General features: G+C 41.0%; 12 protein-coding genes. 9 read left to right on the top strand and 3 right to left on the bottom strand.

The window, feature by feature from the left end:
• Nucleotides 1-13 precede the first annotated feature (13 nt).
• Nucleotides 14-553 carry a heme utilization protein HutZ gene (gene hutZ / locus ACEYKX_RS04735; RefSeq protein ID WP_373766601.1) on the bottom strand — a complete coding sequence of 180 codons (540 nt, stop codon included), beginning with the start codon at nt 551-553 and terminating at the stop codon, nt 14-16.
• 12 nt (nt 554-565) lie between these two features.
• Nucleotides 566-1,060: a heme utilization cystosolic carrier protein HutX gene (hutX, locus tag ACEYKX_RS04730; protein ID WP_373766602.1), complete on the bottom strand. Its 495-nt coding sequence runs from the start codon at nt 1,058-1,060 to the stop codon at nt 566-568.
• Nucleotides 1,061-1,219: 159 nt separating this feature from the next.
• On the opposite strand from hutX, the gene ACEYKX_RS04725 reads away from it, so the two are divergent.
• A complete protein-coding gene (locus tag ACEYKX_RS04725; protein ID WP_373766603.1) occupies nt 1,220-3,475 on the top strand; it encodes a TonB-dependent hemoglobin/transferrin/lactoferrin family receptor in 2,256 nt (751 codons plus the stop codon).
• A gap of 74 nt (nt 3,476-3,549) precedes the next feature.
• On the opposite strand, the gene ACEYKX_RS04720 is transcribed toward ACEYKX_RS04725, so the two are convergent.
• Entirely contained in the window at nt 3,550-4,509 is a 960-nt protein-coding gene (locus tag ACEYKX_RS04720) for a transferrin-binding protein-like solute binding protein (RefSeq protein ID WP_373766604.1), read from the bottom strand.
• Between the two features lie 182 nt (nt 4,510-4,691).
• Here ACEYKX_RS04720 and ACEYKX_RS04715 point away from each other — a divergent pair, with 182 nt between their 5' ends.
• From ACEYKX_RS04715 to ACEYKX_RS04680, 8 genes are all read left to right on the top strand, one after another.
• The gene (locus ACEYKX_RS04715) at nt 4,692-5,993 is read left to right on the top strand and encodes a transferrin-binding protein-like solute binding protein (RefSeq protein WP_373766605.1); all 1,302 of its coding nucleotides are present in this window, start codon (nt 4,692-4,694) and stop codon (nt 5,991-5,993) included.
• A 96-nt stretch (nt 5,994-6,089) separates the two neighbouring features.
• Nucleotides 6,090-7,019, top strand: a complete 930-nt coding sequence (gene miaA, locus ACEYKX_RS04710) for a tRNA (adenosine(37)-N6)-dimethylallyltransferase MiaA (protein WP_373766606.1) — start codon at nt 6,090-6,092, stop codon at nt 7,017-7,019.
• A 100-nt stretch (nt 7,020-7,119) separates the two neighbouring features.
• Entirely contained in the window at nt 7,120-7,392 is a 273-nt protein-coding gene (gene hfq / locus ACEYKX_RS04705; RefSeq protein WP_373766607.1) for an RNA chaperone Hfq, read from the top strand.
• A gap of 57 nt (nt 7,393-7,449) precedes the next feature.
• Nucleotides 7,450-8,775: a ribosome rescue GTPase HflX gene (hflX, locus tag ACEYKX_RS04700; RefSeq protein WP_373766608.1), complete on the top strand. Its 1,326-nt coding sequence runs from the start codon at nt 7,450-7,452 to the stop codon at nt 8,773-8,775.
• Between the two features lie 128 nt (nt 8,776-8,903).
• Nucleotides 8,904-11,255: an EcoAI/FtnUII family type I restriction enzme subunit R gene (gene hsdR, locus ACEYKX_RS04695; RefSeq protein WP_373766609.1), complete on the top strand. Its 2,352-nt coding sequence runs from the start codon at nt 8,904-8,906 to the stop codon at nt 11,253-11,255.
• Nucleotides 11,256-11,300: 45 nt separating this feature from the next.
• Nucleotides 11,301-12,770 carry an N-6 DNA methylase gene (locus tag ACEYKX_RS04690; protein WP_373766610.1) on the top strand — a complete coding sequence of 490 codons (1,470 nt, stop codon included), beginning with the start codon at nt 11,301-11,303 and terminating at the stop codon, nt 12,768-12,770.
• 8 nt (nt 12,771-12,778) lie between these two features.
• Nucleotides 12,779-13,774 carry a virulence RhuM family protein gene (locus ACEYKX_RS04685; protein WP_373766611.1) on the top strand — a complete coding sequence of 332 codons (996 nt, stop codon included), beginning with the start codon at nt 12,779-12,781 and terminating at the stop codon, nt 13,772-13,774.
• On the top strand, nt 13,771-14,742 hold a 972-nt coding region (locus tag ACEYKX_RS04680; protein WP_373780568.1), incomplete at its 3' end, for a restriction endonuclease subunit S. The genes ACEYKX_RS04685 and ACEYKX_RS04680, both read left to right, overlap by 4 nt.

The following is a 14,742-nucleotide window of genomic DNA, read 5'->3' as shown; positions in this document are numbered from 1 at the left end:
CGCCCTTTTACAATTATGCCTCTTTCTCGTGCGGACCGATTTCCTTATTATGCCCTTCATCAAGATGAACAAAATTCACTAACTCATCAGCACTCACTTGGAACGCTTTACCAAACCCTTTTACAAATAACCCTTGTTGTGGTTTAAAGCAGAATAGTTTGAAGTCTTGTAAGGTTGCTAACTCATCGATTAAATCACCGTGGCGGGCTTTTAATTTGGCAATGCCGTCATTCCACTCTTCACTATGACGTTCAACAATGCGAGCGGTTGCATCAAAGGTCAAACGGCGGCGGGCAAAAATTTCACGGCTTTGACTTTCATCTTCCAGCAACATTAATGATACTTTTGGTACTTCCTGTAAGTTGCGAGCGTGGCGGGCAATGGTGGAAATCAGTACTTGATATTCGCCGTTGTTGATCACAAACGGCGCATAACTCACGTTAGGCGTTCCTTCTTTATCGACAGTGGCAAGTACCAATGTTTTCGTTTTGGCTTTAAATTCTTGGATTTCAGGACCCAAACGATTTTGTAAGACTTCTTGACGATTTGACATAATTTCTCCTTCTTATTGAAATGTTTTAAATTTTTCGACTTGTTCGGGTAAGAGCTGACGTTGTTCGTCCCTGCCGAGATAAATTTTAAACATCGTTTCACCGCTGTGAGCGACAAAAGCGATGTGATAGCTCTCTTTACCGCGGAACGGCAGGCTGACAAAGACAATGTGCGCAATGTTGTCGAGTTTTATATGCCCGTGTAACGTCCCTTCTTGCGCTTTCATATTTAAATTGTAATAACCGCGCCCGACGATGCCGCTCGGAAAGCGATCTTTGATTTCAAAAATCGACCCGGCTTTTTCAATGATGGTGGTGAAAGTTCCCCATCGGCTGACGGCTTGCAGGATTTCTTCCGCACGTTCTGCAGGGAACAAGCGGGCGGATTCGCGCGGTAAATTGCAAAGTACTTGCCCTTCCGGGATGTTCAGCTTTTCTGCAATTTCAAGGGTGATGATATTCGGATTTTCAGCTAAGAGCTGTGCGATTTGTTGTTGAAGTGCTGTCATTTTTATTATTGATAGTAATTCTCAATTTTTAGATTTTAAAATGAGAACGGTATAAAATCAAATTTTTTACAAAAGAGATTTATTCTCATTTGTGTGGAAAATGGCTAAAGCTACCGTTATAATTTATTCACAGTATAAAAATGATTGATATGAGGAAATATGAAAAAACGAACGGTGTTACCTTTAACCGGCATGATCGGCTTCGCATGTTGGAATATGGCTTATGCGGAAACGGCGGAATTGGACGAGGTGAAGGTTGTTGCAAAAGAGGAGAGTAAATCGACCGGGGAAATCAAGAAATCCCGGCGTATTATTCAAGATGAATTGATCATGACGACGAGGGATTTGGTGCGTTATACCACCGATGTCGGAATTAGCGATAACGGTCGGCATAATAAAGGCTTTGCCATGCGCGGGGTGGAGGGAAACCGTGTCGGTATCAGTATTGACGGGGTTGCACTACCGGATTTTGAAGAAAACAGTTTATACGCCCGTTACGGTAATTTTAACAGTTCCCGTATTCAAATAGACCCCGAATTGGTAACGGGGATCGATATTATGCGCGGTTCCGATTCCTTTAACCAAGGTAGCGGTTCGTTAGGCGGCGGCATCAGTTATCGTACGGTCATTGCCGATGATATTATCCCCGAAGGGGATAAGTTCGGCGTACTGCTACGTTCAGGTTATGCGAGCAAAAACCGTGAATGGACGTATACGGCGGGTACCGCCTATAAAGATGAAAAATGGGAAATCGTCGGGCTGTATTCTCAACGTCGCGGGCATGAATTAAGCAGTTTGGGGAACGGGGAGGATACTTACGGCTCCTCTCGTGGAATTCCGGATCCGTCACATCATAAAAATCATAATTATTTGGCTAAACTCGCCTATTTCTTTAACGATCACCATCGTCTCAGCGTGTCTTATTCCGGGCAGAATCATGAAAATAATACGGAAGAGAAATCATACACCTTTACGGCAAACGCTTGGCGTAATACCAAAGATATTACCGAGCGGGATAATCTCAATGTAGCTTATGAATATTTCCCGACGGAAAGCCGTTTGGCCTATGTGAAAGTTGACTATGATTGGCAGAAGACGACAACCGGAGCCATTAACTTTAAAGGTTCTCAGCCGGGCGATTTGGATGATGTGTATGATCGCAATATGAAAAACGATTTCCATCGGTTAAGTTTCCGCGCTGACGGTGTGCCGATAGAAACGGCGTTCGGTACGCATACGCTATCGTTGAAGAGTGCCTATTCGGAAAAAATGTTTAAAAATATCAATAGGGATATTGTCGGTTTCGGCGAAAATTACCAAGCGGTATATTCTTATATGATTCAAAAACCGATTAAAACCCGTCAGGCATATCTTGCTCTACAGGATAAGGTGATTTGGAACGATAAATGGTCAAGCGAGGTCGGGGTGCGTTATGATTTGACCAAAATCACGCCAAAATCCTCGGACGTTTATTGCCAATTTTGCGGGCAAGTATCTTCCAACAGCACGACATTCCAAAGCTTAAGCGGTAATGCGGGGATCGCATATCAGTTTAACCCGACATGGAAAGGCAGTTATTATTTATCCAGCGGCTACCGTGTACCTTCGGCATCCGAAATGTATTTCACGTTTTTGAATGCGTCGGGTAACTGGTTGGCTAATCCGAATCTGAAACCTGAGCAGAGTTTGAATCACACTCTCGCATTACAAGCGGACAGTTCTGCCGGGAATTTTGCAATTCAACTGTATCGAACCCAATATCGGGACTTTTTATACGAAAGGGAAACGTTGGGATGGCAACTCAATCCGAACTGTGATTTTCGCTGTTCTTCGCCTTACTATTCCACCTTGTTCCAACAAGCGGTCAATATTGATAAAGCGAAAATCGAAGGGGTGGAAATTAGCGGCAAAGCGAATTTGGAACAATGGATTTCGTCAATACCGGTAGGGTGGAACGTCATGGGGGCAATCGGTTATTCCAAAGGTAAGCTTTATAACACCGATGAAAGTTTGCTCTCCATTCAACCGGTAAAAGTGATTTTGGGGGCGGGCTATGATGATCCGCAGGACCGTTGGAGCATTCAAGCACGTTGGAGCTATTTAGGGGCGAAGAAAGCGAAAGACGCCCAAATTCTGACGTATTATTATGATCGAAACGGCGGAACGGAAACCTATCCGTTTTTAAACGGTTCGGCAACGCTATTTGACATATTCGGTTTTGTGAAGGTCGGAAAAAATGTCATCTTACGGGCGGGCGCCTATAATATTTTTAACCGTAAATATCATACGTGGGATGCCTTACGCGGTATTAATTTACAGAGTACGACAAACACGGTTGATCGGGAGGGCAAAGGGCTGGAGCGTTTTTATTCGCCGGGACGAAATTTTGCGTTGATGATGGAAGTGAAATTTTAGCCGCCAAGTCGATAAAAAATCTCCTCGTGCCGAGGAGATTTTTTATGGAGAACCGTTCGGACATATCCGTGTTATTATTGTGCATCCCGTCTTTTATCGGTAGCGCCGAAAACACCGTGATAACCCGCTTCTTCACCTTCCGTTCGATAAAACACGCCTGCAACTTGGTTTGCTTGGCTGCCGTAGAAAGCGCCCTTACTGTCTATACCGTTGTGGCTTGCGCTAAAGGTATTGCCGTCAATGCGGCTTGAAAACGCCAGTTTCTCGCTTTGGGTAGCGCTTTCTTTTAACGAAACCTGTAACTGCTTATTGGTAAAATCGGCGGTGACGTTCGCAATGAGTTGTTGGTAATTGCCGTCTTTACCGTAGAGTGCATCGCCTTTGTTATAGGTAAATTTACCGCTTTTAGGCATCGCATATAGTGTGGCATAGCCGTTTTCCAGCTCACTGACCGTGCCGCTGACGGGCGTTTGTAAGCCTTGAACGAATAACGTGTGTTGACTGTTCATATTGAGTACGCCGAAGCGGACGAATTGATAGTAACGCACATCACGGTATTCGCTTGTCGCTTTATTGGTATATCCGTGGATTAAACCGAGTTTGTCGATTGGCGAAATCGTTTTAAACCCTGCTTGATCATCTTCCGCACTGACCGGTAATAACGGGACTTCAACGTTGTTGACCATTAACACGTTCAGATCTTCGCCTAAATAACTTTTTAAATTTTGCCCTGTGGTTTCACCGCTATTCTTGATGGTGATAAGCGCCCCTACAAATTTATCACCGTGTTGACCTTGAAACAGATTGCCGTTGATCGGGCTTGCTGTGTTGAGTGGCGGGATTGTCGAATCGGACGGTATGGCGCTATCGTTGCCGGAATCGGTGGCGGATGTATTCGTGTCGGCGTTTGTGGTCGGTTTTTCGGTAAAATACACCGGAGCATTGCCGCCACCGCCTCCACTGCTGCTGGAACATGCCGTTAGCGTACCGATACAACCGGTTGCAATGAGAGAAAGCAGTAATTTGGTCATCATATGTTTTCCTATTTATTTTTATTGAATTTATTCCGCTTATTTTATCAATCAAAAAGACTATCATCAAATAATAATTATTATCAACAAGGTTGAGTTTGTTTTTGTTAGTTGTTAAACTTTCTTGCGTGTTAAACATATTTTTCACTATAAAGATATTCATTCTGTTTAGGAGGCAACGACTCATGAAAACCCATTCTTTATCTCTTCTCACTACGGCATGTATTTTGGCATTAACGGCTTGTTCAAACGGGAGTAAATCCGGTGTGAATGATTATTTAAGCAGTCAAGCCAATACCGAACTAAAAGAAGCGCATGCCAAATCGGAAGAGGCGCAACAGGCATTACAAGCTGCGGAACAAAAAACGAAGGAAGCCGTTGCCGCAAAAGAAGCTGCTGAGAAAGAGGCGACAAGTGCCAAGAGCACGTTAGAGGGTTTGGCGCAAAAATTACAAGCGGCGGAAGCGGCACAAGCGGAGGCTGAAAAAAAAGCCGAGGAAGCACTTTTAGCGAAAAAAGCGTTGGAAGATCACATTGAATCGGAAAAACGCGCAGAGGCTCAGCGTATTGAGCAAAATAAAACCGAGCTGAAAAAAGGGTTTTTGAACCAGCCTTTAGAGCTGGTCACAACCTCCAAAGTGGATGAATGGACAGGGCTTACCAAAACGGAAACAACGCACTTCAGTTATGTAAACGGGAAATTGTTGGCGGTGGAAGGGAAAAACCTGACGGATAATCCGCTGGTTAACGAGCATCGTGATCTGAATCAGTTAATTGTCGACGGTACGACCGTCACGCTGTTCTCAAAAGCAGAAATTGATGCCCGAAAAGCAGGTTCACACGAAACGTATAATATCAAGGCGTTAACGAATGCCGACTTGCCGGAGGGTAGTACACAGAATTTAACCGGTCACGTCGGCAGTTTACCTAAGGTGAGATATGACAGTGAATTTGCACAAATGCGTTACGGCTATGTGACCTTAGACGGTAAGACGACGCTGTTTGTCCAAGGGCATTTAACCCCGGAAGCCACCGTAGAAACATCTCGCTATGATCATATGTACTATGGTACCGAATTGGGGGCGAGGGGAACCGACTTGGATCCGATGCCGACGAAAGGTGTGTTTGAATATGTCGGTTCGGCATTCTATGGTAAGGACGGTGCTTATACGGAGCTAAGTTCCTCAGCCGTTGCGGACTTTAATGATAAAAAAGTCAAAGTGACCGTGTCCGATAGTCAGGGTGAAAAAGCGGTCTTCGGCGGTATGATTAGCGGTAATACCTTTACCGGAAATTATAATGATATTGTTACCAAAGGGGCATTCTATGGTGACGAAGCACAAGATATAGGCGGTATGTTCTACCGTACCGCAGGCAGCGAACAAGATTATCACGGTGTTTTCGGTGCAACAAAAGCAGGCTGCACATGGCGAGGTTGTCCGCAATTGGCGGAAAATACCTTGAAAGATTTCTCGGTGACGGAATAATTCGTGGAAATCACGAATACAAGCGGTGAGATTCGGTGGCATTTTTGCAAAGTTTCGCTAAAATCATACCGCTTGTTATTTTCGTGAATCTATTCAATGTCAAAACCACTCGCCATCTTTTTAATGGGCCCGACGGCATCGGGCAAAACGGACTTAGCCGTCAAACTGTGCCAAACGCTTCCGATGGAAGTGATCAGTGTCGATTCCGCATTGATTTATAAAGGCATGGATATAGGTACGGCAAAGCCGAGTAAAGCGGAACTTGCGCTTGCGCCTCATCGTTTGATTGATATCCTCGACCCGCGGGAAAGTTATTCGGTCATGAATTTCCGTGAAGACGCTTTACGTGAAATGGCGGATATTACCGCTCAAGGAAAAATTCCTCTGCTGGTCGGCGGCACCATGCTTTATTACAAAGGATTGTTGGAAGGACTATCGCCATTACCGTCTGCGGACGACGCGGTTCGGGCCGAAATTGAATCCAAGGCGACACAGCACGGTTGGGCGGCATTACACCGGGATTTACAGCAAATCGATCCGATTTCTGCTGCGCGAATCAACCCGAATGACAGCCAACGCATCAACCGAGCCTTGGAGGTCTTTTATATTTCGGGTAAGACGATGACCGAGTTGACGGCGCAACAAGGTGAAGCAATCCCTTACGATATTTTACAGTTTGCCATTGCGCCGCAAGAACGTGCGATCTTACATCAACGTATTGAACAGCGTTTTTATAAAATGATCGAACAGGGTTTCGAACAAGAGGTACGTGCGTTGTATGAGCGGGGGGATTTAACACCGGATTTACCGTCTATCCGGTGCGTTGGTTATCGTCAAATGTGGGAATACATTGCCGGTAATATCAGTTTGGACGAAGCGATTTTCAAAGGGATTTGTGCAACCCGACAGTTGGCAAAACGTCAAATAACCTGGTTAAGAGGTTGGAGCAGTGAATTGGAGTGGCTTGACAGCTTGGATCCGCATGGTTCCTATATGCAAATCATTGAAAATTTGGCGCCAAAATAAAATAACTGTGGTAATATCATTTTGCCTTTGGCGGTGGGATGATAAATATTTTATCTTCCTAAAATTTACATAGAAATATAATTATTAGAAGGAAAAGAAAATGGCAAAAGGTCAGTCTTTACAAGATCCATACTTAAATGCGCTTCGTCGTGAGCGTATTCCCGTTTCAATTTATCTTGTTAATGGTATTAAGTTACAAGGGCAGATCGAATCATTCGATCAGTTCGTTATTCTCTTAAAGAATACGGTCAGTCAAATGGTGTATAAACATGCTATTTCGACGGTTGTCCCTGCACGTGCAATTTCGCATAACAACAATAATAATTCAGGTCACACACCACAGCAAAGTGATGTGGCGGAGAAAGCGGAATAGTTGCAACTGAATACGACTTCTCACTCTCTACCGTCAAAACCAAACACGGAGAGATCGGTGTTTGGTTTTACTCTGTCTGAAAACGGGCAACATACGCCTGATAAAGAACGAGCCGTGTTGGTGCATCTTTACCTTTCTCAAACCAAAGATGTTGAAAATCTGATGGAATTTCAAACTCTTGCCGAATCCGCAGGGGTAGAAGTTGTCACCACATTGACAACCACACGTTCCGCTCCCCATATCAAATACTATGTTGGTCAAGGTAAAGCCCAAGAAATTGCTGATGCAGTCAAAGATTTTGATGCCACGGTAGTTTTGATTAACCACCAACTCAGCCCAGCGCAAACGCGTAATCTACAATCCCTTTGCGATTGTCGAATCGTCGATCGTACAGGTTTGATTTTGGATATTTTTGCTCAGAGAGCAAGATCTCACGAAGGCAAATTGCAAGTCGAATTAGCACAGCTTCGTCATTTATCCACACGTTTGGTTCGTCGTTTAGGCAATCAAGATCAGCAAACAGGCGGTGCGGTAGGCTTACGAGGCCCGGGGGAAACGCAGCTAGAAACGGATCGCCGTTTAATCAAGGTGCGGATCCAACAACTACAAAATCGTTTGGAAAAGGTGAGTAAACAGCGGGATCAGAACCGCAAAACCCGTCAAAAAGCCGATATTCCGACCATCTCCCTTGTGGGTTATACCAATGCAGGTAAATCCACACTGTTTAATGCGATTACAGATGCCGGCGTGTATGCCGCCGATCAACTGTTTGCTACCCTTGACCCGACATTAAGACGAATTCAAATTCAAGATGTCGGCACCGCGATTTTGGCGGATACCGTGGGTTTTATTCGCTTTTTACCCCACGACTTAGTTTCTGCATTTAAATCTACCCTGCAAGAAACCACGGAAGCAACCTTGTTACTCCACGTGATTGACGGAGCGGACGATCGTAAAAATGAGAATATTGATGCGGTCAACCAAGTGTTAGATGAGATTGAGGCGTTAGATATCCCAACCTTGCTCGTGTATAACAAAGTCGATCGTTTGGACGGCATTGAACCGCATATCGAATACAACGATGACGGTAAACCTGTGGCGGTTTACCTTTCGGCACAACAGAATCAAGGCATTGATCTGCTGTTTGAGGCAATGCGAATCCGTTTGAAAAATGAATTAGTGCGTGAAACGGTGCTGCTCCCCGCAACAAGCGGTCAGATTTACACAAAATTTTGCAATCAGCACTGTATTAAAGCCGAACATTTTAATGAATTCGGCGATCGCTTGGTCGACATTGAGATCGATAAAATTCAGTGGCAAAAGTGGCTCAAACAATATCCTGAATTAACGGAATTTGTTGAGTTTGCGAAGTGGGAATGTTAAGCCACAACGTACCAATATTTCTCATCTCCTGTAAATTAAGTATTGCAATTAGCTTTATAGATTCTTATTTTGAACTGTTTTCGCTATAATTCCTTCCCATAAGTTTGACTTATCGGAAGGAATTGCCTATGTTTAGTGCTCAAGAAAAAAAGAAGATGAGCGAACAAGATATTCGCACAAAATTCATTACCCCTGCGATTCAGAGAGCGGGATGGTCTGATCGTCAAATGCGAGAAGAATTTTCCTTTAAATCGGATAAGTATTTTACTGATGGGCAGATGATCGTTGATCCTAAAACCCAAAAAGCCCATCGATTAGATGCCAAACGGGCTGACTATCTACTTTACCATTCACCTAATCAAAAAATTGCTATTGTTGAAGCTAAAGATAATAAACATACCCCAAGGGATGGTTTGCAACAAGCGATGGATTATGCACGCTTACTTGATATTCCTTTTGCTTACAGTTCTAATGGCGATGAGTTTATTGAGCATGATTTCATAACAGGTGTTCAACGCATTTTAAATATGGATCAATTCCCCACTCCTGATGAACTTTATCAGCGTTGGTCAAAACAATATACGCCAGAAGAGCTGAAAATTATTCAACAACCTTATTACACAAGTGCAACGGAAACATTCAAAGAGCCCCGTTATTATCAAGAAATTGCAATTAACCGTACCGTTGAAGCTGTCGCAAAAGGACAGCCACGTATTTTATTGGTTATGGCAACGGGGACGGGAAAAACCTATACCGCTTTCCAAATTATTCATCGATTAAAAACAAGTGGAACAAAAAAGAAAATTCTGTTTTTGGCAGATCGCAATGTATTAGTTGATCAACCGATGACCCAGGACTTTAAACCATTTAAAGACAAAATGGTAAAAGTCACGAATAAAACGCTTGATAGTGCTTTTGAAGTCTATTTAGCGTTATATCAACAGCTTGATGGTTCTGCAGATAATGAACTCTTTAAGCAATTTCAGCCGTCTTTCTTTGATTTAATCATTATTGATGAATGTCATCGTGGTAGTGCGAAAGAAGACTCTAACTGGCGTGCGATTTTGGAATATTTTAATGAAGCAACGCATATCGGTTTAACTGCAACCCCAAAAGAAACAACGGATGCCAACAACATCACTTATTTTGGCGAACCAATTTATACTTATAGTTTAAAACAAGGTATTGAAGACGGCTTTTTAGCTCCTTATCGGGTAATTCGTGTAGATCTTGATTGTGACCGAGGCTGGCGACCAACTAAGGGAATGAAAGATAAAGAGGGTAATGAAATTGAAGATCGTGAATATACGGTAAAAGATTTTGATTACAACATTATTCTAGATGACCGTACTCGCTTGGTTGCAGAACGGATTAGCGAATTTTTGAAGAAAACCAACCGCTTGGATAAAACTATCGTTTTCTGTGCCAATATCAACCACGCACAGCGAATGGTGGCAGAGCTTTGCCGTTTAAATGCCGATATGTTACAGCAAAATTCCAAATATATTTGCCAAATCACAGGCGATCAATCAGGGAAAAGTGTTGATTTGGAAGAGTTTTGTGATGTACATAATGAAAGTAAAGACTATCCGGTTATTGCCGTTACATCTAAATTAATGACCACAGGTGTGGATAGTAAAACCTGTAAACTGGTTGTGCTGGATGCCAATATTCAGTCAATGACTGAATTTAAACAAATTATCGGGCGTGGTACACGTTTACGTCCAGACGCAGGCAAAGAGTTTTTTACTATTTTAGATTTTCGTGGCGTAACAAAATTATTTGCCGATCCTGATTTTGATGGTGAACCAGTCGTTATTCTTGACGTGCCAGCAGGTAAATCTTTTGATAATCAAAACGACGATGAAAATAGCTCCACTAAGAAGTCTAACGATGGAGTAGGCGAACCCGAACCGACTTATAAACCTATTATAGAAGTTGGCTTGCTCAAATTAAGAATTTTAGATGAGAAAGTACAATATCTTAATGAGAAAGGGGAATTAATTTCAGAAGACATTGATGTATTTTCAAAACGTGAAATTCAAAAAGATTTTGCTAGCTTTGAGCAATTACAACACCAATGGCTAACAAGCGGTGAAATTCCAGCAAAATTTTACACCGATTCCAAATGGCTCAACGCACTACGAAAAAAACAAGCCCTATCCGAAGAATTTGATGATCTAGACGTTATCGCTTCCGTTGGTTTTGGTAAAAAACCTTTAACCAAAAAGCAACGAGTCGAGAGAGTCAAACAAAGTCATTATCTCAATCAATACTCTGCTGAAAATCAGCAAGTCTTAGGTTTATTGCTTGATCAATATATGAAATCAGGCTCAAAAGATCTCTCCAAAACCGAATTATTACAAACACCACAATTTAGCCCTTTAGGTGGGCTCGTTTCTATTGTTAAAAAATTTGGCGGTAAGGAACTTTACCAAAAAGCTGTAAAAGGCTTAGAAAAGATGATTTATTCGGAATAACAAACGGAAATTTTTAATTAGCACTACACTATAAAAAGGAACAAAATGAGCCTAAATAATTTAGTAAAATGCCTGCAAGATGTGATGCGAAATGATGCGGGAATTAATGGTGATGCACAACGTATTGAACAAATTGTCTGGATATTATTTCTTAAAATTTATGATGCTAAAGAACAGGAATGGGAACTATTGAATGATGAATATCGTTCTATCATTCCAGAAAAGTTACGTTGGTCAAATTGGGCAAAAGATAACAAAGACGGAAAAGCAATGACAGGCGATGAGTTACTCTCTTTTGTCAACAATGATTTGTTTCCTACACTTAAAAATTTGTTAATTTCTTCAGATATGCCAATGAATAAGCGGATTATTCGAGCCGCTTTTGAAGATAATAACAATTATATGAAAAATGGTATTTTGCTTCGCCAAGTTATTAATATCATTGATGAAATCAACTTTGAGCAATACCAAGAACGTCACGCTTTTGGTGATATTTATGAAAATATCCTAAAAAGCTTACAAAGTGCAGGTAATGCCGGTGAGTTTTATACGCCACGAGCAGTCACCGATTTTATGGTTAAAATGATCAAACCAAAACTTGGCGAACGAATTGCTGACTTTGCTTGTGGAACGGGCGGATTTTTAACTTCCGCATTGAAAGTATTAGAAGCTCAAATTTCGTCTGTTTCCGACCGCACTTTATTTAACAATTCTGTGTATGGTATTGAGAAAAAAGCATTGCCACATTTGCTTTGTATTACAAACTTGTTGTTGCACGATATTGATAATCCCAATGTCCATCACGACAATGCTCTTGAAAAGCCCGTCAAAGATTATACAGAAAAAGATAAGTTTGATGTTATTTTAATGAACCCACCTTACGGCGGTGCGGAAATTGATCAAATTAAAACCAATTTCCCTGCTGCCTTGCGTTCTAGCGAAACAGCTGACCTATTTATGTCGGTTATTATGTACCGTTTGAAGAAAAATGGACGAGTAGCAATCGTATTGCCTGATGGCTTCTTATTTGGTACAGACAACGCAAAAATGGCAATTAAGAAAAAACTGATGACAGAAATGAATTTACATACTGTTATTCGTTTACCACACAGCGTGTTTGCCCCTTATACGTCTATCACGACTAATATTTTATTCTTTGATAACACCAAACCGACTGAAGAAACTTGGTTTTATCGTCTGGATATGCCACAGGGTTATAAAAATTTCTCTAAAACGAAGCCAATGAAATTAGAACATTTCAATGATGTTATGGAATGGTGGGATAACCGTCAGCCTATTGAAATTGATGGCTTTGACAAGGCTCGTTGTTACTGTTTCCAAGAAATTGCCGATCGTCAATTTAATATTGATCTTTGTGGTTTCCCACACGAGGAAGAAGAAATTCTACCGCCAGATGAACTTATTGCAAATTATCAGCAAAAACGAACCGCTTTAAATGCAGATATTGACCGCATTTTAGGGGAAATTACGGGGATTTTGGGGATTAAATTGTAGGGGAAAAGATGAGTGATTTAATCATTTATAACACCGAAGATGGAAAATCCAAAGTTTCACTTTTTACAAGTGATGACGATGTGTGGCTGTCGCAAAATCAACTAGCTGAACTTTTTGATACCTCTGTTCAAAATATAGGCTTACATATAAAAAATATCTTACAAGACAAAGAGTTAGATGAAGTTTTAGTTATAAAGAATTTCTTTATAACTGCTGATGATGGTAAAACTTATCAAGTAAAACATTATGCTTTATCAATGATTCTTGCTGTTGGATTTCGAGTTCGTAGCCCTAGAGGTATCCAATTCCGCCGTTGGGCAAATACTAGTTTACGGCATTATCTTGAAAAAGGTTTCTTAATTGATGATGAACGCTTAAAAAATCCAAAGGGGCGAGTAGATCACTTTGATGAATTACTTGAACGTATTCGAGATATTCGAGCTAGTGAAATGCGTTTTTATCAAAAGGTCCGCGAGCTTTTTAAATTATCTAGCGATTATGATAAGACAGATAAAGCTACGGAAATGTTTTTTGCAGAAGCACAAAACAAATTAATTTATGCTGTTACAAAACAGACTGCGGCGGAGCTTATTTGTCAGAGAGCTGATGCGGCTAAACCGAATATGGGGCTAACAAGTTGGAGCGGTGAACGAGTATTAAAAGCTGATATTATTGTTTCAAAAAATTATTTAAACGAAGATGAAATTGATACGCTCAATCGACTTACCGTAATTTTTCTAGAAAGTGCAGAATTAAGAGCTAAAAATCGTCAAGATTTAACGCTGAGTTTTTGGAGAAATCGTATCGACAGTATTATTGAAGATAATGGATTTACAGTTTTATCAGGGAGTGGCTCTCGTTCACGTCAGCAAATGATCGATTTTACGGATCAACAATATACTGTTTTTAAACAAAAACGGCGTGAAATGTTAGCGAAACAAGCAGATGAAGAAGATTTAATTGCTATTGAGCAATTAAGCAAACAGGTAAAAAATAAAAAATGAAAGCCCAACAATTAAAAAATGCTATTTTACAATTAGCCATTTCTGGAAAACTTGTACCACAAGATCCTAATGATGAACCTGCCAGTGAATTACTCTGCAAAATTCAGGCAGAAAAAGACCGCTTGATCGCAGAAGGAAAAATCAAAAAAAGCAAAAAATCTGCCGATAAAGCCCCTTATTCGAAGATCGAGCCACCGTTTGATATTCCTGAGAGTTGGGTTTGGGTGAAGCTTGGTGAATTAGGTGAAATTATTGGCGGTGGTACACCTAAAACCACCGATATTGATAATTGGCAAAACGGTACTATTCCTTGGGTTACCCCAGCAGATATGAAATATGTTATAGGAAAATATATAAAATCGGGTAATAGAAATATTACAGAAAAAGGATTGTCTTCATCATCAACAAGATTATTGTCCACTAATTCTATTATTTATTCTAGTAGAGCTCCTATTGGTTATATTGCTATAACAGAAAATACACTTTGTACAAATCAAGGTTTTAAATCTATTGATTTATATGTGAAAAGTTTAGTTGACTATATTTATTATTGTTTAATCCAATTAACACCTGAAATTCAAAGCCGAGCATCAGGAACAACATTTAAAGAAATATCAGGGACAGAGTTTGGAAATACAATAATTCCACTTCCCCCATTAAACGAACAACACCGCATTGTTGCAAAAATTGAAGAGCTATTGCCATTTATCGAACAATATGATCAAAAGGAACAACAACTTACTGCATTAAATAAAAATTTCCCTGAACAACTTAAAAAATCTATTTTACAAGCTGCAATTCAGGGCAAACTAACAGAGCAACTTCCAACGGATGAGCCCGCCAGTGAATTACTGAAACGTATTCAAGCGGAAAAAACACGCTTGATTTCAGAGAAAAAATTAAAGAAACCAAAGCACAGTTCTGAAATTATTATTCGTGATAATTTAGCGTATGAGATCAAAGACGGT

This window comes from Glaesserella sp. (assembly GCF_041817755.1).
Lineage (GTDB): Bacteria > Pseudomonadota > Gammaproteobacteria > Enterobacterales > Pasteurellaceae > Glaesserella.
Note: the sequence above shows the minus strand (reverse complement) of the source record. Positions and strands in the feature narration are given on the sequence as shown.